At 70.8% G+C, this 21,982-nt stretch carries 25 protein-coding genes; 16 read left to right on the top strand and 9 right to left on the bottom strand.

Features of this window, described 5'->3' with window-relative positions:
- Positions 1-24 precede the first annotated feature (24 nt).
- A complete protein-coding gene (locus tag ACFPCY_RS08760) occupies positions 25-774 on the top strand; it encodes an SDR family oxidoreductase (RefSeq protein WP_378253144.1) in 750 nt (249 codons plus the stop codon).
- A gap of 36 nt (positions 775-810) precedes the next feature.
- Here ACFPCY_RS08760 and ACFPCY_RS08755 read toward each other — a convergent pair whose 3' ends face one another.
- Positions 811-1,794, bottom strand: coding sequence for an alpha/beta fold hydrolase (locus tag ACFPCY_RS08755; RefSeq protein ID WP_378253143.1), 984 nt, complete (start codon positions 1,792-1,794; stop codon positions 811-813).
- 195 nt (positions 1,795-1,989) lie between these two features.
- On the opposite strand from ACFPCY_RS08755, the gene ACFPCY_RS08750 reads away from it, so the two are divergent.
- On the top strand, positions 1,990-2,583 hold the full coding sequence (locus ACFPCY_RS08750) for a TetR/AcrR family transcriptional regulator (protein ID WP_378253142.1): 594 nt from the start codon (positions 1,990-1,992) through the stop codon (positions 2,581-2,583).
- Positions 2,584-2,622: 39 nt separating this feature from the next.
- On the opposite strand, the gene ACFPCY_RS08745 is transcribed toward ACFPCY_RS08750, so the two are convergent.
- Positions 2,623-3,504 (bottom strand): SDR family oxidoreductase, encoded by an 882-nt coding sequence (locus ACFPCY_RS08745; protein WP_378253141.1) that lies wholly within the window; start codon positions 3,502-3,504, stop codon positions 2,623-2,625.
- Positions 3,505-3,588: 84 nt separating this feature from the next.
- Between ACFPCY_RS08745 and ACFPCY_RS08740 the strand changes: the two genes are divergently transcribed.
- The 5 genes from ACFPCY_RS08740 to ACFPCY_RS08720 all read left to right on the top strand — a co-directional run bounded on the left by ACFPCY_RS08740 (position 3,589) and on the right by ACFPCY_RS08720 (position 7,989).
- Positions 3,589-4,182, top strand: coding sequence for a TetR/AcrR family transcriptional regulator (locus tag ACFPCY_RS08740; protein WP_378253140.1), 594 nt, complete (start codon positions 3,589-3,591; stop codon positions 4,180-4,182).
- A 165-nt stretch (positions 4,183-4,347) separates the two neighbouring features.
- The gene (locus ACFPCY_RS08735; RefSeq protein ID WP_378253139.1) at positions 4,348-5,187 is read left to right on the top strand and encodes an SDR family oxidoreductase; all 840 of its coding nucleotides are present in this window, start codon (positions 4,348-4,350) and stop codon (positions 5,185-5,187) included.
- Positions 5,184-6,281, top strand: coding sequence for a class I mannose-6-phosphate isomerase (locus ACFPCY_RS08730; RefSeq protein ID WP_378253138.1), 1,098 nt, complete (start codon positions 5,184-5,186; stop codon positions 6,279-6,281). Before ACFPCY_RS08735 ends, ACFPCY_RS08730 begins: the two co-directional genes overlap by 4 nt.
- Positions 6,282-6,310: 29 nt before the next feature.
- On the top strand, positions 6,311-7,135 hold the full coding sequence (locus ACFPCY_RS08725; protein ID WP_378253137.1) for an alpha/beta fold hydrolase: 825 nt from the start codon (positions 6,311-6,313) through the stop codon (positions 7,133-7,135).
- Positions 7,132-7,989 (top strand): sugar phosphate isomerase/epimerase family protein, encoded by an 858-nt coding sequence (locus tag ACFPCY_RS08720; protein WP_378253136.1) that lies wholly within the window; start codon positions 7,132-7,134, stop codon positions 7,987-7,989. The genes ACFPCY_RS08725 and ACFPCY_RS08720 overlap by 4 nt, the downstream gene beginning before the upstream one ends.
- Positions 7,990-8,117: 128 nt before the next feature.
- Here ACFPCY_RS08720 and ACFPCY_RS08715 read toward each other — a convergent pair whose 3' ends face one another.
- On the bottom strand, positions 8,118-9,020 hold the full coding sequence (locus ACFPCY_RS08715) for a LysR family transcriptional regulator (protein WP_378253135.1): 903 nt from the start codon (positions 9,018-9,020) through the stop codon (positions 8,118-8,120).
- A 91-nt stretch (positions 9,021-9,111) separates the two neighbouring features.
- Between ACFPCY_RS08715 and ACFPCY_RS08710 the strand changes: the two genes are divergently transcribed.
- From ACFPCY_RS08710 to ACFPCY_RS08700, 3 genes are all read left to right on the top strand, one after another.
- Complete coding sequence (locus ACFPCY_RS08710) at positions 9,112-9,501, top strand: DUF1330 domain-containing protein (RefSeq protein WP_378253134.1); 390 nt, start codon at positions 9,112-9,114, stop codon at positions 9,499-9,501.
- A gap of 288 nt (positions 9,502-9,789) precedes the next feature.
- Positions 9,790-10,236 (top strand): MarR family winged helix-turn-helix transcriptional regulator, encoded by a 447-nt coding sequence (locus ACFPCY_RS08705; RefSeq protein ID WP_378253133.1) that lies wholly within the window; start codon positions 9,790-9,792, stop codon positions 10,234-10,236.
- Between the two features lie 94 nt (positions 10,237-10,330).
- A complete protein-coding gene (locus ACFPCY_RS08700) occupies positions 10,331-11,455 on the top strand; it encodes an FAD-dependent oxidoreductase (protein WP_378253132.1) in 1,125 nt (374 codons plus the stop codon).
- A 296-nt stretch (positions 11,456-11,751) separates the two neighbouring features.
- On the opposite strand, the gene ACFPCY_RS08695 is transcribed toward ACFPCY_RS08700, so the two are convergent.
- Complete coding sequence (locus ACFPCY_RS08695) at positions 11,752-12,594, bottom strand: helix-turn-helix transcriptional regulator (RefSeq protein ID WP_378253131.1); 843 nt, start codon at positions 12,592-12,594, stop codon at positions 11,752-11,754.
- A gap of 143 nt (positions 12,595-12,737) precedes the next feature.
- Between ACFPCY_RS08695 and ACFPCY_RS08690 the strand changes: the two genes are divergently transcribed.
- The 3 genes from ACFPCY_RS08690 (at position 12,738) to ACFPCY_RS08680 (ending at position 14,736) form a co-directional block, all read left to right on the top strand.
- Positions 12,738-12,998 carry an Atu4866 domain-containing protein gene (locus ACFPCY_RS08690; RefSeq protein ID WP_378253130.1) on the top strand — a complete coding sequence of 87 codons (261 nt, stop codon included), beginning with the start codon at positions 12,738-12,740 and terminating at the stop codon, positions 12,996-12,998.
- A gap of 98 nt (positions 12,999-13,096) precedes the next feature.
- On the top strand, positions 13,097-13,855 hold the full coding sequence (locus tag ACFPCY_RS08685) for an SDR family NAD(P)-dependent oxidoreductase (protein WP_378253129.1): 759 nt from the start codon (positions 13,097-13,099) through the stop codon (positions 13,853-13,855).
- Positions 13,856-13,911: 56 nt separating this feature from the next.
- Entirely contained in the window at positions 13,912-14,736 is an 825-nt protein-coding gene (locus ACFPCY_RS08680; RefSeq protein ID WP_378253128.1) for an SDR family NAD(P)-dependent oxidoreductase, read from the top strand.
- A 544-nt stretch (positions 14,737-15,280) separates the two neighbouring features.
- Here ACFPCY_RS08680 and ACFPCY_RS08675 read toward each other — a convergent pair.
- The gene (locus ACFPCY_RS08675) at positions 15,281-15,859 is read right to left on the bottom strand and encodes a hypothetical protein (RefSeq protein ID WP_378253127.1); all 579 of its coding nucleotides are present in this window, start codon (positions 15,857-15,859) and stop codon (positions 15,281-15,283) included.
- Between the two features lie 534 nt (positions 15,860-16,393).
- Between ACFPCY_RS08675 and ACFPCY_RS08670 the strand changes: the two genes are divergently transcribed.
- The gene (locus ACFPCY_RS08670) at positions 16,394-16,888 is read left to right on the top strand and encodes a hypothetical protein (RefSeq protein ID WP_378253126.1); all 495 of its coding nucleotides are present in this window, start codon (positions 16,394-16,396) and stop codon (positions 16,886-16,888) included.
- Positions 16,889-16,945: 57 nt separating this feature from the next.
- On the opposite strand, the gene ACFPCY_RS08665 is transcribed toward ACFPCY_RS08670, so the two are convergent.
- Positions 16,946-17,674, bottom strand: coding sequence for an SDR family NAD(P)-dependent oxidoreductase (locus tag ACFPCY_RS08665; protein ID WP_378253125.1), 729 nt, complete (start codon positions 17,672-17,674; stop codon positions 16,946-16,948).
- On the bottom strand, positions 17,662-18,417 hold the full coding sequence (locus ACFPCY_RS08660; protein WP_378253124.1) for an SDR family NAD(P)-dependent oxidoreductase: 756 nt from the start codon (positions 18,415-18,417) through the stop codon (positions 17,662-17,664). The genes ACFPCY_RS08665 and ACFPCY_RS08660 overlap by 13 nt, the downstream gene beginning before the upstream one ends.
- Positions 18,418-18,464: 47 nt before the next feature.
- Between ACFPCY_RS08660 and ACFPCY_RS08655 the strand changes: the two genes are divergently transcribed.
- Positions 18,465-19,073, top strand: coding sequence for a TetR/AcrR family transcriptional regulator (locus ACFPCY_RS08655; protein ID WP_378253123.1), 609 nt, complete (start codon positions 18,465-18,467; stop codon positions 19,071-19,073).
- A 67-nt stretch (positions 19,074-19,140) separates the two neighbouring features.
- On the opposite strand, the gene ACFPCY_RS08650 is transcribed toward ACFPCY_RS08655, so the two are convergent.
- Positions 19,141-19,947, bottom strand: coding sequence for an SDR family NAD(P)-dependent oxidoreductase (locus tag ACFPCY_RS08650; protein ID WP_378253122.1), 807 nt, complete (start codon positions 19,945-19,947; stop codon positions 19,141-19,143).
- A gap of 93 nt (positions 19,948-20,040) precedes the next feature.
- On the opposite strand from ACFPCY_RS08650, the gene ACFPCY_RS08645 reads away from it, so the two are divergent.
- Positions 20,041-20,649: a TetR family transcriptional regulator gene (locus tag ACFPCY_RS08645; protein ID WP_378253121.1), complete on the top strand. Its 609-nt coding sequence runs from the start codon at positions 20,041-20,043 to the stop codon at positions 20,647-20,649.
- A gap of 205 nt (positions 20,650-20,854) precedes the next feature.
- Here ACFPCY_RS08645 and ACFPCY_RS08640 read toward each other — a convergent pair whose 3' ends face one another.
- Positions 20,855-21,976 (bottom strand): epoxide hydrolase family protein, encoded by a 1,122-nt coding sequence (locus tag ACFPCY_RS08640; RefSeq protein WP_378253120.1) that lies wholly within the window; start codon positions 21,974-21,976, stop codon positions 20,855-20,857.
- Between the last annotated feature and the right edge of the window lie 6 nt (positions 21,977-21,982).

Here is a 21,982-nt window from a genome sequence, read left to right as displayed (position 1 = left end):
ACCTGAATGAGGAGAACGAGTTCAATGGGTCGTCTCGAGGGAAAGCACGCACTGATCACGGGCGGAACGAGCGGCATCGGGTTCGAGACCGCCCGCGAGTTCCTCGCCGAGGGGGCGACGGTCGCGATCACCGGCCGCTCGCAGGAACGGCTGGACGAGGCCGCACGCCGCCTGGACGGCCCGCTGCTGCCCCTGCTCAGCGACGCCGGAGACGTGCCCGGTCAGGCGGCGCTCGCGGCGCGGCTGCAAGAGGAGTGGCCGCGGCTCGACATCCTGATGAGCAACGCCGCCGACGTCACCCACCTGCCGATCGAGGCATGGACCGAAGAGGCGTTCGACCGGCTCGTCGCCACCAACCTCAAGGCGCCGTTCTTCCTGGTCAAGGCCCTACTGCCGCTCTTCTCCCGGCAAGCCTCGGTGATCCTCGTCGGGTCGGTCTCCGCGTTCGTCGGGCACGAGAACGCGGCGGTCTACGGCGCCGCCAAGGCGGGCCTGCTCTCCTTCTCCCGCGGGCTGACTCATGAGCTGAAGGACCGGGGCATCCGGGTCAACGGGCTGAGCCCGGGGCCGACCGTCACCGACACGTTCAAACCGCTCGGCCCCGAGCGGCAGGCCGCCATCTACGAAGAGCTCCGGCGGACGGTGCCCCTCCATCGCCTCGGCACCCCCACCGAGCTGGCGAAGGCGGCCGTCTACCTCGCCTCGGACGAGTCCGCCTACACCGCCGGCACCGTGCTGCGGGTGGACGGCGGCATCGGAGAGCTCGCGTACTGACCGCCTCCAGGCGATCCGGTCCCGGACCGGCGGGCCCTATGCGGCGTCGCGTGGCGTGGACGCCGCGGTCCGTCCGTCCGGGTGATCCCGGTACGGAGCCAGGAACGGGACCAGGGCGGCCAGCATCGCCTCGGGCGCCTCTTCCGGCGGGTAGTGGCCGCAGTCGGGAATGATCACGCTCTGCACGTCGTCCGCGGCGAGCCTCATGGTGTCGCCGACGAGTTCGCCCGAGTTCTCCGCTCCCGCGATCGTCAGGACGGGAAGGGTGAGCCGTCGCTCCTTACGCTTCCGGTTCTGCGCGACGGTCGTGTCGAGGGCGCGGTAGAACGCGAAGCTGGCACGCAGGGCGTCCGGGTCCGACGCGAGGATCTCGACGTAGTGCTCGACGGCGTGGTCGGGGAGCTTCCTCGCGGCCTTCGTGGCGAACTGGTGGGCGAAGTAGAGGTGCTCCCGTCCCCTGACGAGCTGTTCGTTCAGCCCGCCGAGGCGGTTGAAGGCGAAGTGCCAGAGCCGGTCGTTGGACCGGGCGTCACCGAAGAGCGGCGGCGACGGGGACAGGCCCGGGATCGCGGCCTCGGCGACGGCCAGCCGGTCGAGCCGGTCGGGGTGGTCCGCGGCCAGGGCGTAGCCGGTCCACATCCCGATGTCGTGGCCGACCATGGCGAACCGGTCGTGGCCGAGCGCGGTCATCAGCGCCGCCATGTCGCCGGCGAGCGTGCCGGTGTCGTACCCGTCCGAAGGTTTCTCGGACAGCCCGACACCGCGCGGGTCGACCGCGACGACGTGGAAGTCCCGGGCGAGCGCGGGCATGAGCAGGCGCCAGGCGTACCAGGTCTGGGGCCAGCCGGCCACCAGCAGCAGGGCGGGCCCTTCGCCGCCGGTGACCGCGTGCAGGCGCAGTTGCCCCGTGTCGACGTACCGGCTGGTGAACGTGTCGGCGAATCCGGCCGGAAGGTTCGGCGCCCGGAGGACGGAGCCGGGACCGTCGGGTGCGGGCGGACGGCTGGCGGCTGAACTCATGATCGTTCCTCTGGCCGGGGGTCACGGGCTGGTGGGCTCGCGGAACTCCAGGCCGGCGATCACGGCGATGCCGTCCCCGCGACCGCGAGCGCCGCCACGCTAGGCCATCCTGGACTGATCAGTCAAAGATAGCTGGACCGAACGGTCCAACACATGGGTAGCATCGCGATGCCGTCGTGGTGCGGGAGGTGCGACATGTCAGGCCGCAAGCAGTTCGACGTCGACACGGCCCTGGATCAGGCCATGCGCGTGTTCTGGCAGCGCGGGTACGCGGAGGCCTCGCTGGACGCCCTGGGAGCCGCCACCGGCCTCGGCCGCGGCTCCCTCTACGGCACCTTCGGCAGCAAGGACGCCCTGTTCCGCCGATGCCTCGACCGCTACGTCTCGACGTACGGACCCCGGTTCGATCAGGCGCTCGCGGCGCACCCCGGCGATCCGGTACGCGCGGTCGAGGCGTTCTTCGACGTCGTCCTCGCGCGCATCGCCGACCCGTCGGTCCCCGCAGGATGCCTCATCGCCCAGTCCGCCGCGCAGGCGCCGATGCTCAAGGGAGACAACGGCGCCCACGTGCGCGTCCTGCTCGACAAGCAGCGCCGGCGAGTGCGCGCGGCACTGGAAGGTTCCTCCGCCGACCCCGACGTGCTCGACGAACTGGCCACGTTCGTCATCGCCGTGAACCAGTCGCTAGCCGTGCTCAGCCGCGCCAGCACCCCGGACACCGAACTACGCGGCGTCGCGCGGCTCGCCTGCCGGACAGTGGCGGACACCCTCGCCCGCGCGACATCGTAGTGCGCCGTCGGCGACCGCGTCCGCAGCCGCGAATGAGGCTCAGGGCCGGAGGTTCTCCAGGTCGTCGAGGAGGCTGGGGTGCGTCGGCCGCCACCCCAGGACGTCACGGGTGCGGGCGCTGGACGCCGGCTGGTCCATGGCGAAGATCGGGCCGAACGGGCCGAAGGTCTCTTCGGGCACCTGCTGGACGGGCAGGCCGAGCCGCCGGCCGATGACCCGCGCGATGTCCAGCACCGCGTCGCCCTCGTCGGCGACCGCATGCCACACCGTCCCGGCCGGCGCGGACTCCAGGGCGAGGCGGAACAGGACCGCCGCGTCCAGGGCGTGCACGGCCGGCCAGCGCTGGCCGCCGTCGCCGGGGTAGCCGGCGATCCCCGTGGTGCGGGCGGTCCGGGCCAGGATGCCGGCGAAGCCGCCCTGGCCGCGATTGTGGACGGTGCGGGGCATCCGGACGGCCGTGGCGCGCACACCGCGTGAGGCCAGGGACAGCAGGGCGTTCACCGAACGGCCCCGTCCCCCCACCGGTCCGTCGGTCGGCGCCGGGTCGGCCTCGGTGGAGGCGCGGCCGGGCACCCACGGCGTTCCGGAGACGGTGACGAGGGGACGGTCGGTGCCGATCAGTTCCTCGCCCAGGGCGGCCATCGCGGCGCCCTCCTCGGCGATGGACGCCGCGAGGGCCTCCGGACCGCCGTAGTCGCGGCCGAACGCCAGGCTGATCACACCGTCGGTCCGGGACGCGCCCGCGCGCAGGACGTCGAGGTCGGCCAGGCTGCCGCGGAGCACTTCGGCGCCGGCGTCCTTCAGGGCCTGCTCCGACGCGTCCGAGCGGGCGAGCGCGAGGACGGTGTGGCCGTTGCCGAGCAGCTCGGCGACGACGGCGGAGCCGATCGTGCCGGTGCCACCGGTGACGAAGACGTGCATGGCGTTCCTCCCCAAGTGATGGGACTTGTGTCGCATCACCGTACACGGTGACGGGACATGTGTCGCATCACTTAGGATGGCGGCATGGCGCGATGGGAACCGGGGGCACGGCAGCGGCTGGTGGTGGCCGCCGTCGATCTGTTCACCGAGCAGGGGTACGACGCCACGACGGTGGCGCAGATCGCGGCGCGTGCCGGGGTCACGCGGAGCACGTTCTTCCGCCACTTCACCGACAAGCGGGAGGTCCTGGTCGCCGGCCAGGAGACGCTGAGCAGCCTGCTCGCCGAGGGCATCGCCGGCGCGCCCGCGGACGCCAGCCCGCTGGAGGCGGTCGCGGCCGGCCTGGAGCGCGCCTCCAGCGCCATGGGGTCGGCCAACCGGGAGCTCGGCCCCCGGATCAAGGCGGCCGTCGCGGCCAGCGCCGAACTCCAGGAGCGGGACGCCCTCAAGAGCGTCGGTCTCGCGGCCGCGATGACGACCGCGCTCGTCGATCGCGGCGTTCCGGACCCGGTCGCCCACCTCGCCGCCGAACTGGGCGTCCTCGCGTTCAAGCGGGGCTACGCCCGGTGGTCCGAAAGCGAGGGCGACGGCGCGGAAGGGCTCGCGCACCATGCGCTGGCCGCCCTGGACGACCTGCACGGCGCGACCTCGATGCTGTCCAGCCGGCCGTCCGGCTGAGATCTCGCCCGCGTCGACGAACGCCGCTCGACCCGGGTAAACGTTGGGCTATATGGGCGCCCTAATCCCGTTAGGCGCCGTTTGCGTCCTCCGCGGCGGCGGGCATCAGGTACCGGCACCGAGCCATCACCTGTGTCCGAACCGAGCACCGCCTCTAGGAGAACGATGTCCCTGCCGTCCCAGCAGCAGACGCCTCCCGGCGTCACCAGCGAGATGGATCCCCGGCCCGACCACGGCGAGGAGTCCTACCGCGGCTCCGGCCGGCTCGCCGGGAAGGCGGCGGTCATCACCGGCGCGGACAGCGGCATCGGCCGCGCGGTGGCGATCGCCTTCGCCCGGGAGGGCGCCGACGTCCTCGTCTCGTACCTCGACGAGCACGATGACGCGGCGGAGACCCGGCGATGGGTCGAGGAGGCCGGCCGCAAATGCGTGCTGGTGGCCGGCGACCTGTCCGATCCGTCGCACTGCCGAGCGGTCATCGACCGGGCCGTGCAGGAGTTCGGCCGGGTGGACGTGCTGGTCAACAACGCCGCGTTCCAGATGACGCGGGACGACATCGAGGACATCCCCGACGAGGAGTGGGACCGCACGCTCGCGGTCAACATCAGCGCCTTCTTCCACCTGACCAAGGCCGCGGTCCCGCACATGCCGCCCGGCTCGTCCATCATCGGGTCCACGTCGGTGAACTCCGACTCGCCGCCGCCGACGCTGCTCCCCTACAACGTGACCAAGGCCGGTATCGCCAACATGGTCGGCACGCTGGCCCAGATGCTCGCCGGGAAGGGCATCCGCGCGAACAGCGTCGCGCCCGGCCCGATCTGGACGCCGCTGATCCCGTCGACCATGCCGCGGGAACAGGTGAAGAGCTTCGGCCAGCAGGTCCCGCTCAAGAGGCCGGGGCAGCCGGCCGAGCTGGCGCCGGTCTACGTGATGCTCGCCTCGGACGAGGCCAGCTACGTCTCCGGCGCCCGGATCGCGGTCACCGGCGGCCAGCCGATCCTGTGACCGGCGGCGCGAAGGGCCTGTATCCGCTGCGGCTGTCCGCCACGGCGAGACCCCTGGTGTTCGGCGGCCACGCCATCGCCCGCCACCTGGGCAAGACCGGCATCCCGGACTGGTGCGTCGCGGAGACCTGGGAGTGCAGCGACGTCGACGGCTCCGGCGCGACGGTGACCAACGGCCCGCTGGCCGGCCGCCCGCTGCGCCGCCTGGTCACCGACCATCCCGAGGAGCTGATGGGCGCGGGCTGGTCCGGGGACTTCTTCCCGGTGCTGACCAAGTTCATCGACGCCTCGGGCACGCTGCCGGTGCACCTGCACGCCGACGACGAGGCCGCCCGCCGGTGGGAGGGCCAGCGCAACGGCAAGACCGAAGCCTGGCACATCCTGGACGCCGCGCCGGGCGCCACGGCCTTGTGCGGCGTCAAGGGCGGCGTGACCGCGGACGAACTCCGCGCCGCGCTGGAGATGCAGGACTTCGACCGCGTCCTGCGCCGCCTGCCGGTGCGAGCCGGAGAGACGATCTACGTGCCCGGCGGCACGCCGCACAGTTTCGGCCCGCGGACGCTGGTCTACGAGATCGAGCAGACCTCCGACATCCAGCAGCACGCGATGCGCTGGCAGATGGAGGACGGCTCCCCCGTGGACGACGAGCAGTTCGCCGCCAACATCTCCGCGTTCATGCGGGAGGTGAAGCTGGAACCGCGCCCCCGCTTCGTCCCCGGCCTCCCCGTCGCGACCGGCGACGGGACGGGCCGGACGTTCCTGTGCGCGAGCCCCTACTTCGCCTTGGAACGCTGGCACGCCGGGACGGCGGAACCCCTCCGGCACTCCTTCGCCACCGCCCAGATCCTGTCCAACGTCGGGGCGCCGGTGCGGGTGCGCGTCGGCGGTCTCGAAGAACGCCTGGGACGGGCCGAGACGCTCCTGCTGCCCGCCGCGCTCGGCGAGGTCGAGATCGTCGGCCCGGCCGACGTCCTGTTCGGCTACCTGCCCGACCTGCGCCGCGACGTCGTCGCCCCGCTCACCGAGGCCGGCTACACCGCCGAGGCGATCGGCGGACTGGGCCACGTCCCCGCGACCGCGGCACCCGGTGCCTGACCCGCCGGGCCGCCCGGAAAGAGGACACGATGGGACACGTCAGGACGAGCGACGGGATCCGGCTGCACTACCGGGAATCCGGCGCGGGACGGCCGCTGGTCATGGTCCACGGCTGGACGTTCAGCGGACGGTTCTTCGAACGCAGCGCCGCCGCGCTCGCCGAGCACGCCCGCGTCCTCACCGTCGATCTGCGCGGCCACGGCGACTCGGACAAACCAGACCACGGCTATCGCATCGCCCGCCTCGCCAAGGACCTGCGGGACCTCCTGGAAGCCCTCGACCTGCGCGAGGCCACGCTCCTGGGCTGGTCGCTCGGCTGCCCGGTGCTCTGGAGCTACCTGGAGCTGTTCGGCACCGACCGGGTGGACCGGGCGGTGTTCGTCGAGCAGACGCCGCGCCAGTACTACGCGGTGGACTGGACGTACGCGCATTCGACGTGCTTCGACGACGCCGCGCTGGCCGCGCTCCAGGCCCAGGTCAGCGCCGATCCGAGCGGCCAGGACCGCCAGCAGCTGTCAATGATCACCGAGACCGGACCCGGCCCCGGCGAGCGGGACGCACTGCTCGCCGAGATGGCGAAATGCCCGCCGCGGGTGCGGAACGCGGTCATGGCCGAGCACACCCGGGCCGACTGGCGCGACGTCCTGCCCACCTTCGACCTGCCCGTCCTCGTCCTGGTCGCCCGCAAGGACCGGGTCTTCGACTGGCGCGGACCCGCCTGGGTCGGCGACCGCGTCCCCGCGGCGCGGACGGTGTTCTTCGAGCGGAGCGGCCATGCGCTCTTCCTGGACGAGCCGGAGAAGTTCAACCGCGTCGTGGCCGGATTCCACGCCGACGATCGGAGCGAGGCATGAGCCGTCCGTCCATGCTGCCCTTCCCGTACGGGATCAACGAGTACACCACCCTGCCGTGGTCCTTCGAGGAGGACGTGGAGCACTACGCCGGCGCCGGGATCGCGGTCATCGAGGTCTGCCAGGACAAGCTGGACCCGGCGGGCGCCGCGGCGCAGGTGGAGAAGGTCGCGCGGGCGGGCCTCACGATCAGCTCGGTGCAGCCGTCGGTGCGCGCGATGGTTCCCAGCGAGGGGCAGCCCCACCCGCGAGGACGCGAGGAACGCCTCGCCTCCTTCAACAGCTGCGTGGAGCAGGTCGCCCCGCACGCGCCCGGGGCCGTGTTCGTCACCAACACCGGTCCGGCCCCGGACGGCGACATGGCCGAGGCCCTGCGGCAGACGGTCATCGACCACCGCGAACTCTCCGCCATGGCCGCCGCGCACAACGTGCGCATCGGCCTCGAACCGCTCAACCCGATCAGGCTGAACCAGGAAACGGCGATTTGGACCCTCCGGCAGGCCCTGCACCTGGTCGACCAGATCGACCGCGACAACGTCGGCATCTGCCTGGACACCTGGAACCTGTGGCAGGACGGCGATCTGCTCGACGACATCGCGTCCGCCGGCGACCGCATCTTCCTGCTCCAGGTCAGCGACTGGCGCACACCTCGTTCCGGGGCCGACCGCCGCAGCGTGGGCACCGGCCAGATCCCGACCGGGACGCTGCTGCACGCCGTCTACGACGCCGGCTACCGCGGCCCGTGCATCCTGGAGATCTTCTCCGAGAACGTGCCCGACTCCCTCTACGACACCGACCTGGACGAACTCCTGCGCGACAACCGCACCGCCCTGGAGCACGCCTGGTCAACCGGCTGACCAAGGCCCCGGAGCATCCGGGCCCACTCCCCCGACCAGGCGATCTCCTCACCCGTCGGGGTGAATTCGAACCGCGTCGAACCAGGGTTCGCATCGCGGGACGTCCGTTTCGCTTGAGCTCTAGCGCGTCAGTCCGGCAGCCAGTGCAGCTCGTGCGCCAAGGTGCTGGCGACGGCACGGATGCGGCGGTGTAGCGGCGACTGCTCGCGTGGGAGGACCAGGTGGATCGTCAGGCTGGGCGCGCCCCGCAGCGGTCGCCAGGTGAGATCCGCCGGTTGCCCTGTGGCCGCGGCTTCTCCGGCCGGTGCGATGGTGATGCCGTCGCGCAGGTCGCGCTGGGACATGTCGAAGGAGACCGGGGACGTGTGGAATCGAGGGTGTGGACGGGCGTCTCGGAACAGCGCGGACATCTGATCGTGGATCACGGGATTGGCCGCACGGTCCGGGAGCCGCAGCGGATACGCGGCCGCGTCGGCGATCTCGATCTCCGGGTGTTCGGCCAGCGGATGGTGCTGCGCCAGCTGGACACCGATGCGCGCGCGCCGCAGCAGGAACCGGCGGACGTCACGGCCCGGCTGTTCACCGCGGGTGATCCCGGCGTCGATGCGGCCGTCGGCGACCGCAGGGGAGATCTCCGGTGTCGCCATCGGGACCGCGTTGACCTGGAGTCCGCTGTTGTCGCGGATCAGCCTGTCCACCAGGGCCGGTGCCGTCTCGGACCCGGCGCTGAGGCTGTATCCGATGCGCAGGGTGCCCAGTTCACCGGCCGCCGCGCTCCGGGCGGTGTCCCATGCCCGGTCCAGCGCCGCCAGCGCGGACGGCGCGGACTCCGCCAGAGCCGCGCCGGCCGCGGTCAAGACGACGCTACGCGTGTTGCGGACCAGCAGGGGCGTACCGAGTTCCGCCTCCAAGCGGCGCATCCGGGCGCTGAGGGCGGGCTGTGCGATACCGATCCGTGCGGCCGCGCGGGTGAAGTTCAACTCCTGTGCCAGCACCAGGAAGTACCGCAGGCTCACCGTATCCGGCGCCACGCGCCCTCCCTGCCGATTGAGAACGATCCGTTTTGACTCTATCTCGTACCGGTCTTTCCCTCGCCCGCACATCAAGCCCTAACCTGCGCATATGACGATTCAGTCGGCCGCCGTACCCATCACCGGGATCGATCGATCTGGACGTCAATTCGAAGTCGGACGCGTCCGCCGAACACAGGAGGTTTCCATGGCCAAGGGCTATTGGGTCAGTGTCTACCCCGCCATTTCCGACGTTGAGAGGCTGACGCCCTACAACGAGTTGGCCCGTCCGGCCGTCCAGGCCGGGGGCGGGCGCGTCCTGTCCCGGGGCAGTCGAGTCGTCGCTCATGAGGCCGGAATCACGGAACGCGTCGTCCTGATCGAATTCGACAGCTTTGAACAGGCCGTCGCGGCATACGAGAGCGAGGCATACCAGAAGGCGCTGGCGGCCCTCCCTGTCGGTTACGAGCGCGACTTCCGCATTATCGAAGGCATCGACTGACCGAGTCCCAGTGGGATCTTCACCGAAGAGCCGCCGTCTTAGTTTTCGCTGGTGCGGCTGCTGGCGTGGTGGGGTCGCGGGTGCGCGTTTTGGCCCTTGCGGCGGCAGCTCGGCCACGACCCGGCTGCCCCGCGGCAGCCACACCAGCGGCACCGGCCCCACCCCCGCTGCCGTGCCGCCCGTAGCCCGCCCTCGACGGCGCGACGGAGCTTCCCCAGCAGCAGGAGCGGGGGATCTTCGTCGGCCGGACGTTGTACAGTTAAGGCTCTAACTGTTAGAGTTCTAACTATGGACGCGTTGGAGAGCACACCCACCGGCAGCCTTGAGCTCATGCGCTGGATCGTCTGGGCTCAGCGCAAGGCCGGCGAAGACTGGATCCGGGAACGGAAGCTCAGCCATGAGCAGAGTTCCGTGCTGGTCTATCTGGTTCGCAACCCGGGCGCGATCCAGCGGGACATCGCGCAGATGAGCCGCACGAGCGCGGCGAGCGTGTCGAGCCTTCTGGGTGGACTGGAGCGGCGCGGCCTCGTCGAGCGCCGCATCGAGCGCGGCGACGAGCGCAGCAAACGCGTGTACGCGACGCCGACCGGAAGCGAGCTCATCGCCGGCTTCGACGCCGCGATGACCGCCATCGAGGAGACGATCCTGGCCCCGCTGGACCAGGACGAGAAGGCCGCCCTGCACTCCCTGCTGGCGAAGATCGCCGCGGAACTGCCGCGACCGGCCGGGTCGTGACCACGAAGCGGCCTCCCGCGCATCCACGACATCTCCTCGCCACGCCGGCGTCCCTCACCGGCGCGCGCCAAAACCGACGAGTCAAGGAGTCTCCATGAACACCCACGTCACGATCATCGGCGCCGGCCTCGGCGGGCTCACGCTCGCCCGCGTCCTGCACGTCCATGGCATTCCGGTCACGGTCTATGAGGCCGAGGCGTCCCCGACCGCTCGTACGCAGGGAGGGATGCTCGACATCCACGACTACAACGGGCAGCTCGCCATCGAGGCGGCCGGACTGATGGAGGAGTTCCGCGGCATCGTCCTCCAAGGCCGCCAGGCCATGCGGATTCTCGCCCCGGACGGGGCCGTCCTGCTCGACAAGACCGACGACGGCGCGGGTGGACGCCCCGAGGTGCAGCGCGGTGAGCTGCGCCAGATCCTGCTCGACTCGCTCCCGGCCGGCACCGTCCGATGGGGCCACAAGGTCACCAGCGTCCGCTCCCTCGGGCAGGGCCGCCATGAGGTGACCTTCGCCGACGGCAGCACGGTCGGCACCAGCCTGCTGGTCGGCGCGGACGGCGCCTGGTCGCGCGTCCGGCCGCTGCTGTCCGACGCCACGCCCGAATACGTCGGCATGTCCTACATCGAGACCTACCTGTTCGATGTCGAGACTCGGCACCGTGCCGCCGCGGAAGCGGTCGGCGGAGGTTCCATGGCGGCCCCCGCGGCGGGCGGCAAGGGGATCCAGGCCCATCGTGAAAAGGGCGAGACCATCCACACCTACGTGGTGCTCAGCGAGCCGCAGGAATGGTTCGCCGCCATCGATTTCACCGACGGCCCCGCCGCGGCGGCCCGGATCGCGCAGGAGTTCGACGGCTGGGCACCGGAACTGACCGCGCTGATCACCGACGGTGACGTCCCCCCGATCCTGCGTCCCATCTTCGCTCTGCCGCTCGGACACAAGTGGGACCGGGTGCCCGGGGTGACCCTGCTCGGCGACGCCGCCCACCTCCTGGCCCCCAACGGCGAAGGCGCCAACATGGCCATGTACGACGGCGCCGAACTCGGCAAGGCGCTCGCCGCGCACCCCGACGACGTCGAAGCCGCCCTCACCGAATACGAGACGGCCATGTTCCCCCGCAGCGTCGAGTTCGGCTCCATCGGCGCGGAACTCCACGAGCTCGACGGCGACAACGCGGCCGAGGGCCTGATCAAGGCGTTCACCGAGAACGACTGACCGCGAGCCGCTGCTCCACCGAGGAGCAGGACGTCGTCGTCCAGACTGAGCAGCTCCTCGGGCTGGGCGCCTCGGTCTACGACTGGAACGACCCGTTCGGTCGGCTATTTCTGCAAACGCTGGCGACGGCGGCGGGATTCGAGGCGAACCTGAGCCCCAGTCGGTCGGCCAGAAGGGTTGATCACTGCCTGGGGCGGGCACTTCGCCGCGCACGCGGAGCCCGAGCTGCCAGCCCCCCCGCGACCACCGCGTCCTTCCCCATCTATCGGTGAACGCCGACCGGCATGAGCCGGCACTTACCTGCGTGGTTCGCTCTGGCGTCGGGTGGCGTGGACGGAGCCGAGGAGACTGAGGGCCTGGGCGCTGTCGCCGCCCGGCTCGGCGTGGTAGATCACGAGCTGTTGGCCGGGGGCGTCGCGTACGTCGAAGGCCTGGTAGCTGAGCGTAAGCGGGCCGACGTCCGGGTGCAGGAGTCGCTTGGCGTCCCGGGTCTTGCCCCGTACGGCGTGCGCGTTCCAGAGGCGGGCGAAGTCGGCGCTCCGCTCGGTGAGGTCGCGGACGAGCTCGGCCAGGCGCGGGTCGTCCGGGTCGAAACCGGCCGCCTGGCGCAGGTTGGCGACGGTGGCCTGGGCCGCGCGGTCCCAGTCGGTGTAGAAGCGCCGGCCGGCGGGGTCGAGGAAGGTCATGCGGGCCAGGTTGTCCGCCGGATCGAAGGGGCGGTAGAGGGCGTCGGCCAGGGCGTTGGTGGCCAGGATGTCCAGGGTCCGGTTCATGACGAACGCCGGAGTGTGAGGGTAGCCGTCCATCAACTGGCGTAGCGCCGGGCTGACCTGCTCGGCGGCCTGCCTGAAGGGCCGGTCGTCAGGGACGGTCCCGGCCAGCCGGAACAGGTGCGCCCGGGCGTCGGCGTCGAGACGCAGCGCGCGGCCGAGGGCGTCGAGCACCTGACCTGAGGGGTTGCGCTCGCGGCCTTGTTCCAGGCGGGTGTAGTAATCGGCGTTCACACCGGCCAGGACGGCGACTTCCTCACGGCGCAATCCGGCGACTCTGCGGGTCCCGTAGCTCGCCATGCCGACGTCCTCCGGCCGCAGGCGAGCGCGGCGCGCGCGCAGGAACTCTCCCAGGTGGTTGCCGTCCATGCGGCCAGGTTATGCGGGCGCAGGACGTGCTGCCCGGGTGTGCCGCACCCAGGCAGCAGACGTCCTGGTAGACGCCCATTGACCTGCGCAGACTCGTTGGAGCACCGCATCCGCCACCGAACTCTCACCCACCGAGGAAGCCCTTGAACGCCACTCGCGCCCCTCACCCGTACGTCGGCATGTGGGTCACCGCCGACGGACGAATCCGCCAGGAACTGCTCGCCAACGGCCGCTATGAGGAGGAACGCGACGGTCGCAAACGCGCCTACACCGGCCGCTACACCGTCACGGGCACCCACCTCGACTACCACGACGACCTGGGCTTCACCGCCACCGGCGACGTGCGGGACGGCGTGCTCTACCACGAGCACCTCGTGCTGTACCGGCAGGAGCGGCCGTCATGACCGGGACCACCGGATCAACTCGCCCCGTCACCGGCGCCCCCAACGAGGCACGACCTGACCGCACAGACCACATCAACGAGAGATCCGAAGGAGTTCCCATGGGAGGACAACGACTCGCCGGCAAGGTCGCGCTGATCACCGGCGCGACCGGCGGCATCGGCGCGGCGACCGCCGAACTCTTCGCCCGCGAGGGCGCACGGCTGATGCTCACCGATGTCGCCGAGAGGCCCCTACGGGAGCTGGCAGCCAGGGTCGAGGCCCTCGGCGCGGACGTCGCCGCCGTCCGCCTCGACGTTTCCTCAGCGCGGGACTGGGAGGAGGCGATCGGCGCCGTGCGCGAGCGCTTCGGCACGCTGAACGTGCTGGTGAACCTGGCCGGCATCGTGGACTGGCCGGGCATCGAGGGCACGGCGGAGGAGGCCTGGGACCGGGTCATCGACGTCAACCAGAAAGGCACCTGGCTCGGCATGAAGGCCGCGTTGCCGCTCCTGCGCGCGAGCGGCAACGCCTCGGTGATCAACACCTCGTCGGTGCTCGGGCTCGTCGGCAGCGGCTCGGCCGCGGCCTACCAGGCGTCCAAGGGCGCGGTGCGGCTGCTGAGCAAGACCGCCGCGGTCGAGTACGCGCGCCAGGGCGTGCGGGTCAACTCCGTGCACCCCGGCGTCGTCGCCACGCCGATGATCCAGGAACTCCTGGACGAGCAGGGCGACCAGCAGCCGGACATCCAGCGCACCCCGATGCGCCGGGCCGGGCGCGCCGAGGAGATCGCACCCGCCTACCTCTTCCTCGCCTGCGACGACTCGTCCTTCGTCACCGGCGCGGAGTTCGTGATCGACGGCGGGCTCACCGCTCACTGAGCGGTCGAACACCGAACGGACAGGGCCGCCGGCGAGTCGTCGCGCGAACCGGCCGATTGCGCCTGCGGCGCCTGGCCGACGCCGAGGCAGGAAGGAAAAGGATGATGACATCCGCGCATGCGTCCACCGAGACCGCAGAGTCCACCGAATTCGCCGGAAAGGTGGCCCTCGTCACAGGGGCCGCGCGCGGCGTGGGCAGGGAGACCGTCCGGCTGCTGCACCGGCGCGGCGCCCGGATCGTCGCCCTCGATCAGCGCCAGGAGGTGGCGGAGCTGCCTGCGGAGTTCCCCGGCGTGCATCCTTCGATCGGGGACGTCACAGACGAGGCGGTGGCCGAGCGGGCCGTACGGGAGGCCGTCGAGCTGTTCGGCGCTCTGGACATCCTGGTCAACAACGCGGGCCGCACTTTGAACAAGCCGGTCACGGACACGACGGCGCAGGACTGGGACGCGCTGATGGCGGTCAACGCACGTGGCTCATTCTTCTTCGCCCGCGAAGCGTTCCGCGTGATGCGGGAGCGCGGCGGCGGCGCCATCGTGAGCACCGGCTCCTACGTCTGCACCGTCGGCATGCCCGACGGCGTCGCCTACGCCGCGTCCAAGGGCGCCTTGGCCCAGCTCACCAAGGTCCTCGCCGTCGAGGGCGGCCCGCTGGGCATCCGCGCCAACCTCGTGGCCGCAGGCGTCATCGAGACCGACTTCCTCGACACCTTCCGCCCCGACAGTCGCGCCTACCTGGCCTCCTTCGCCGATGCCCAGCCGCTCGGGCGGGTGGCCCAGCCCGAGGAGATCGCCGAGGTGCTCTGCTTCCTCGCCTCACCGCGCGCCAGCTTCGTCACCGGTGCCGTGGTCGCCGCCGACGGCGGCTTCACCGCAATCTGAGAACCGGTCAGCACCGACGCCCACACTTCGTGGACGACGCGGGACTCCCCCACGGTGCTCCGCTCGCCGGGTAGCCCTGGCGCATCGCTGCACCCGGGCTACCCGGCGAGACCATCGGCCCTTACGTCCGATCCGGCTGCAGACGGGCGGACGGATCGCGCGGACGCGGTGATCGGTGCGGTCGGTCAGCCCGGCACCAACGGCGTTCGCGCGCGTCCCGGCTCATGACCTGCGTCGGGCCGGGACCGAAACCGCCCGCACCCCGGAACCGAAACGGCCGCACCGCGCGACCGAAACGCCCGCACGCCGGGACGGAGAGCCCGCTCAACGGATCCGGACGGCCGTCTCCCGCCTGCGCCCGCAGGCGTCGCGACGGATCGGCGGCGGCGCCTCCGACGAGCAACGACGGCGCCATCGTCTCGGTCTCCCTGCTCTCGTGAGGTGAGCGCCGGGTCGGGCGAGGGGGCGCGGTCAGGCCCGCACCCCGGCCAGGTGGTGCACCGGGTCGGGGTGCGGGCGGCGGCGGAACCCGAGAGGGGGGGAATCAGGCCGGGGCGATCTCCAGGGTGGAGGTGCCGGTCTGCGAGGAGACGCCCGTGGTCGCGCAGGCGGTGAGGCTGAGGGAGGGCTGCTCGATGACCGCCGTGGCCGCCTCCCCGGCGCCCAGGCCGCTGGTCACCGAGCCGACCTTGGTGACGGTGACCGTGCCGTCGGCGGCCCGCACGGCCGTGTCGGAGACGTAGGTCATCGTGCTGGTCTGACCGGTGTTCCACGTGTAGGTGTTGACTTCGGGGGTGGTGGGCGGTTGTGCCGCCAGCAGGCAACTGGTGTTCGTGGTGTGACTGCTGGTGCGGGTGCCGCTGCTGATGTCGCCGAGCACCGAGGTGCAGTCGAAGTGCTCGGAGATGCTGGTGGTCACCGGACGAGTGGTGTTCGTCAGCGGCGGGCTGAACGTCGAGGTGATCGTGCCCACGGGGCAGTCGATGTCCACCGGCGCGGCGGATGCGGGTCCCGCCGTCGCCAGCCCGGCGGCGGTCAGGCCCCCGGCCAGGAGGGTCAGGGCTCCGGCGGCGGCGCGTGGGGAGAGCCGACCGCGGATAAGACGGGGGGTGCGGATGCGCATGGAATTGATCTCCTTTGATCTCGGTGCCCGGTGGCGGCCGGGCGGAGACGAGCGGCCCGGTAAGGGGGCAGGACGTGATGAAGCGAATTGACGCGAAGACGAAGGTGATGGGCCTGCCTTGCGAGACGGGGTTGCCGAGAGCGGGCAGCTGGGGGTCGGTGTTGTAGAAGGTGCCGCTGGCGTGGTCAGCCGCGGTGGCGGGCGCGGCACAGACGGCGACCGGCGTGGCGAAGCGAAGTAGCGCGCGTGCATGATGCTCTTTCCTGTGATTGCCTCGACTTCTGGTGATGCATTTCTACGTCAGTAGAAATGTCGGGTCAATGATGGCGAAGTGTTATTTGAAAATGTTTTCTCGCGATCTTTGTCGGAAAATCATGTCCGCGGGATATAAGCGACAAAAGGGATGTCGTGTCGCCGGTGGCCGTCCGCGACCTCGCCCACCGGAGTGGCCGCGTCCAGGTCGCCGGTCACCCTGCCGGACGCGGTCCCGGGATTCGTCCTGATCATGAGCGCCTTCCCGCTCGCACGGTGGCGGTGAGCGAGCTGGGCCTGCTGTTCCCCTCTGCCGAGGGCTTTCATGACGGCACCGACCCGCGTCGCGGACGTTTCATCGGCGACGAGTTCGCCGGGATCGACACCTTCCCGTTCGCCAGCACCGAGATCAGTCTGCTGGCGGTGCATCCCCGCCTCCTGGCGCTCGCCCAAGCGCTGCTGGACGACGGCGACGTCCATCTCTATGCGGCCGAGGCCTGGGCGAAGTACACCGGCGCCTGCGACTACGACCAGGACCTGCACCGGGACTACCTCAACCACATCCTGCTGGTCCCCAGTGCCACGCCAGGCTGTTCGCAGGTGGAGATGTTCGTGTTCCTGACCGACGTCCCCGAAGAACTCGGACCGCCGCACCTGCTCTCGCGCGCCGCCAGGACATCCCTACTGGACGCCGCAGACGCTCGCCGGCATGGCCTTGCGCTATCCGGAACTCGACCTCACCCCTTGGTCGGCCTCCGCGCCCGTCGCGTTAGGTGAGCGTCCGGGCTGACGTCGGCGTGCCTTTTCGTTCTGATGCCGGCGATGGGCTGAGTACTATCTCACCGTCAATCCGCCGTCGACCTGCAGCACTGTGCCGGTCACCCAGCGGGCGTCGTCCGAGGCGAGATAAACGGCGGCTTCGGCCACGTCCCCGGGTTCGCCGATCCGCTGTGCCGGATAGGCGCTGTGGACGTAGTGCTCGTAATCCGCGCGCTGGTCCGCGGTCATCTGCCCCAAATACACGCGTTCGAATGTCGGAGTGTGGATGGAGCCGGGTGCGATGGCGTTGACCCGTACGCGCGGGCCGAGCTCGTTGGCCAGCGCTTTGGTGAGCGAGTTGAGCGCGCCGCGGGTGGCCGAATAGACCGAGGACGGGCGGCCCGCGACCATCTTGTCCGCCCAGTAGCTGGAGATGTTCACGACCGCGGTCAGCCGATCGCACAGCAGTTGGGTCAGCAGGACCGGCACGCGCAGGTTGAGGTGCACCATCGCATCGAACTGGGCCTTGGTGAGTTCGGCCAGCGGCGGCATGTGCGAGAGGCCGACGTTGTTCACGAGCACGTCGACGTCCAAGGATTCGACGGCGGCGACGAGTGCATCCTCGTCGTTGAGGTCGACGGCAACGGTGCGCGTGTTCGTCAAAGTCAGGGCGTCGAGCTTCCGTTTGTCACGGGCGAGAAGCACGAGGTTCGCCCCTTCCCGAGCGAACGCCGTGGCGATGGCAAGGCCGATCCCCTCGCTGCCGCCCGTAATCAACGCGGTCTTTCCGGTCAGGCGATCCATCGGGTCTCCAAATCTGCCAGCTGGCGGGTACGAGCGGCGCGGATTCCGGCCGCGGCGTCCTCGCCGACGACGAGCCGCAATGGCGGTTCAGGCAAGTCGGTCAACGCGATGATCGCGGCCGCCACCTCCTCCGGCTCGGTCGGCAAACGAGCGTCGCGTCCCAAGCGGTCCAGCCGGACGGCGAGGTCGTCGTAATCGGCGATCGCCCCTGGGCGCTCGCGTCCTGCCCAGCTTTGGCGAAAGCCCGTGCTGATGGAGCCCGGTTCGACGATGCTCACGCGGATGCCGAACGGGGCCAGTTCCTCGGCGAGTGACACCGACAACCCCTCGAGCGCGTGTTTGCTCGCCGTGTACGCGCTCATGCCGGGGGCGCCGATCTGGCCTGCGAGCGAGCTGATCTGCACGATGTGGCCCGAGCGAGCGGCCCGCAGATACGGCAGCGTCGCACGCACGACGTCGGCTGCCGCGAAGAAGTTGACCTCGAACTGTTCGCGCATCTCCGAGTCGGAGAGCTCCTCGAAGGCGCCGGGTGCCGCATAGCCGGCGTTGTTCACCACGACGTCGATCCGGCCGAAGGCGGCGACGGCCTCGCTGACGGCCCGCCGAACCTGCGCGGGATCGGTGATGTCCACGGATTTCCGGCTGATGGCGACCACTTCGTCCCCGGTCGCCGAGACCGCTCGCGCCAGCGCCGTGCCGAGGCCACCGGACGCGCCAGTGATCAGCCAGATTCGTCTTCCCATGCCCTCGATGCTAGACGGAGAAGGGTTCTCCGTCTAGCATCGAGGGCATGGGGAAGCTGCGGGCGGACGCCCGGCGAAGCGAGGCGGCGCTGGTCGCGGCGGCGCGGGAGGCCGTCGCGGAAGTCGGGCTCGAGGTGTCGACCAACGAGATCGTCAAGCGGGCCGGTGTCGGACCGGGGACGTTCTACCGGCGCTTCCCGTCGCGCCAGGCGCTGCTCGAGACGATCTTGCTGGAAGTCATCGGCGAACTCGAGGACAAGGCGCGGGCGGCACTCGAAAATCCCGATCCGGGCCGGGGATTCGCCGAGCTGCTGCGGGCGTTCACATCGTCCCAGGTGGAGAACAAGGGGCTGTCGGACGCACTGGCCGCGCAGGGCGGAAGTCCCGAGGCCGACGAGGCGCGCGAACGGTTGCGCGATCTCATCCGCCGGGCGACCGAACGGGCGCAGCGGGCCGGCGCCGTGCGTCCGGACCTGTCGTGGACGGACGTGCCCTTCCTCGCCGCCGCGGCGGCGGGGATGACAGAGAACTGCCTGGACCTCCGCGCCGGCGCCGCGCAGCGGGACCGGGTGCTCGCCGTCCTTCTTGCCGGGACCGCGGATACCGGCGGCCCCGAGCTTCCCGGGGAGGTGTCCCGGGACTCTACCGACAGGTAACTACGCTGAGGACTGAGTCGCGGGTCATCAAAGGCATGTCTCCTGCGGCGGGTGCGGGGCGGCGTCTTCAGTGTCCCGCTGCGGTGCGCTCCATCATGGAGCCGATGGTCATGGTCATCCGTCGGCGGCCGGCCAGCCGTCCTGCGTGCGCCATCAGCCGGTTCCGCCTGCCGGTGATCACGCTGGGGGGCGGGTTGCGCCGGTCCAGAGCCCGCAGGGCGATCTCAACGACCTGCTCCGGGCGCATCCGTCCGGTGCCGCCGTCGGCCGCGGCCCCGGCGACGTCGAAGAACTCGGTTTCGGTCGCGCCGGGCGACAGCGCCATGACGCGCAGCCCGCTGCCGCGCGACTCGTACCACAGCGCCTCGGTGAAGCTCAGCACGAATGCCTTGGCCGCCCCGTAGACGGCCATGGTCGGGGTGGCCTGGTAGGCGGCCATGCTGGCGACGTTGACGAGCACGCCGCCGGGGCGGGCCCGCAGCCGTTCGATGAACACGCGGCTGAGCTCGGTCAGGCTGGTGACGTTGACGGCGATCTCGGCGGCCAGCCGCTGCGGGTCGGTCCGGTGGAACGCGATGTTGGTGGCGAACCCGGCGTTGTTCACCAGGCTGGTCACCGCGATGCCCTGTGCGGTCAGCGCGGCGTCGAGTTCGGCCGCGGCGCCGGGCACGGCCAGGTCCACGGCGATCGGGGTGGCGGTGACGCCGTGCGCCGTCGCGAGCTCGCCGGCGAGGCTCTGCAGCCGGTCCAGGCGCCGGGCCGCGAGCACGACGTCCGAGCCGCGGGCGGCGAGCCTGCGGGCGAACTCGGCTCCGAGGCCCGAGCTGGCGCCGGTGATGAGCGTGGTCTGGCCGCGGTAGTCGACCGGTGTCATGGCTCCTCCGAGCGGTGAGATGCGGGAAGTAGTGGCACCGTAGGCCTGCCTGGCACTGAGTGTCAAACAGTCACTTGGGTTTAGGATGTGGGGATGCCGGATCCCCGAGAGCCCAGGCTGTGGGCGCGCACCCGCCAGGCCGTCCGCGCCGAAGTCGCCCGCGTCGCGATGGAGTTGTTCCTGGAGCGCGGCTTCGAGGCGACGACCATCGACGACATCGCCGCCGCGGCCGGCATCTCCCGCCGCTCCTTCTTCCGCTACTTCGGCACCAAGGAGGACATCGTGCTGGGCGACCTGGCCGCCCAGGGTGAACAGATCCGTGAACGGCTGCAGGCCCGGCCCGACGACGAGGACGCCTGGACCGCCCTGCTCAACGCGCTGCGCGACACCCCTCGCCCCGCCCGGGACGAGGCGACCACGCTGAAGATCTCCAAGATGCTCTACGGGACACCGTCACTGCGCGCCCGCAGCATCGAGAAGCACTTGCACTGGCAGACACTGCTCACTCCCGAGATCCGTCGCCGCCTGGGCGCAGCACCCGGCGACGACCACGACCTGCGCGCCAACGCGATCGTCGCCTGCGCGCTCACCTGCCTGGACATCGCCGGTCAGGAATGGACCCGGAACGAGGGCGCCAAGCCTCTGGAAGAACTGGTCATGGCGGCTATCACGGCGGTACGCCAGAGCACGCCGGGCACCTGAACGCCCGCACTCTCGACTCCCGAGGACGAGGACCGCGCCTTGCGTCCGCGGCCGGCCGGCCTCCCAAGCCTTCGCCGCCCTGGCGGAGCTCATCCCGCGAGCTCGGCCTCCAGCCCCGGTAACGCCCGGTGATCGGATGGTCTGTTGGCCGGTGTGGCCGTGCCTGCGGGCGATGACCGGGGCTGGGGCCTGGAGGACGAGGTGATCAGCGGACCAGGCGGAAGAACCCGCGCACCTGCTTGACCAGCGACTCGGGCTGCTCCAGCGCGGCGAAGTGGCCACCATGCGGCAGCTCCTCGAACCAGCGCAGGTCGGTGAACCGCAGCTCCGCCTCCCGTCTCGACGGACGGGCTATGTCGCGCGGGTAGACCGACAGCCCGGACGGCGCGGTCACCTTGTCCCGGAAGTTGGCGAAGCTCTCCCAGTACAGGCGCGCCGACGACGTGGCCGACGCGGTGAACCAATAGACCGAGATCTCGTCGAGGATCGTCTGCCGCGACAACGCGTCCTCGGGATGGCCGTCGTTGTCCGTCCACGCCCAGAACTTCTCGGCGATCCAGGCGGCCTGCCCCGCCGGGGAGTCGGTGAGGCCGTAGCCGAGCGTCTGCGGCCGCGTCGCCTGGATCGCCGAGTACCCCCGGCCGGTGCGCTGCATCTCCTTCTCGGCCTCGAGATTCGCCAGCTCCGCGGGCGTCGGGTCGTCGAACGTGCCCGCCGCCACCGATCCCAGGTTCAGGTGCACGCCGACGACCCGCTCGGGCGCCACCTCCCCCAGCTTCCCGGACACCGCCGAACCCCAGTCACCGCCCTGCGCGCCGTACCGGTCGTAACCCAGCGAGACCATCAACGTGTCCCAAGCACGCGCGATGCGAGTGACGCCCCACCCGGTCGTCGACGGCTTGTCACTCCAGCCGTACCCGGGCAGCGACGGCGCGACCACGTGGAACGCGTCCGCGGGGTCACCGCCGTGCGCGCGCGGGTCGGTCAGGGGGCCGAGGACTTCCAGGAACTCGAGCACCGAACCCGGCCACCCGTGCGTGAGCACGAGCGGGAACGCGTCCGGCTCCGGCGAGCGGACGTGCAGGAAGTGGATGCCCAGCCCGTCGATCGTGTCGCGGTACTGCGGGAACACGTTCAGCCGGTCGGCGAACCCGAAGTCGTAGTCCTCGGCCCAGCTGCGGCACAGCTCCTGCGCGTACGCCAGCGGCAAGCCCTGTGACCAGTCGTCCACCGGCTCGCGCTCGGGCCACCGTGTCCGCCGCAATCGTTCACGCAGGTCCGCGATCTCGGCTTCGGTGATGCTGACCTTGAACGGCTCGGCGGACATGGCAAG

It is taken from the genome of Actinomadura gamaensis (assembly GCF_042652125.1).
Classification (GTDB): Bacteria; Actinomycetota; Actinomycetes; order Streptosporangiales; family Streptosporangiaceae; genus Spirillospora; species Spirillospora gamaensis.
Note: the sequence above shows the minus strand (reverse complement) of the source record. Positions and strands in the feature narration are given on the sequence as shown.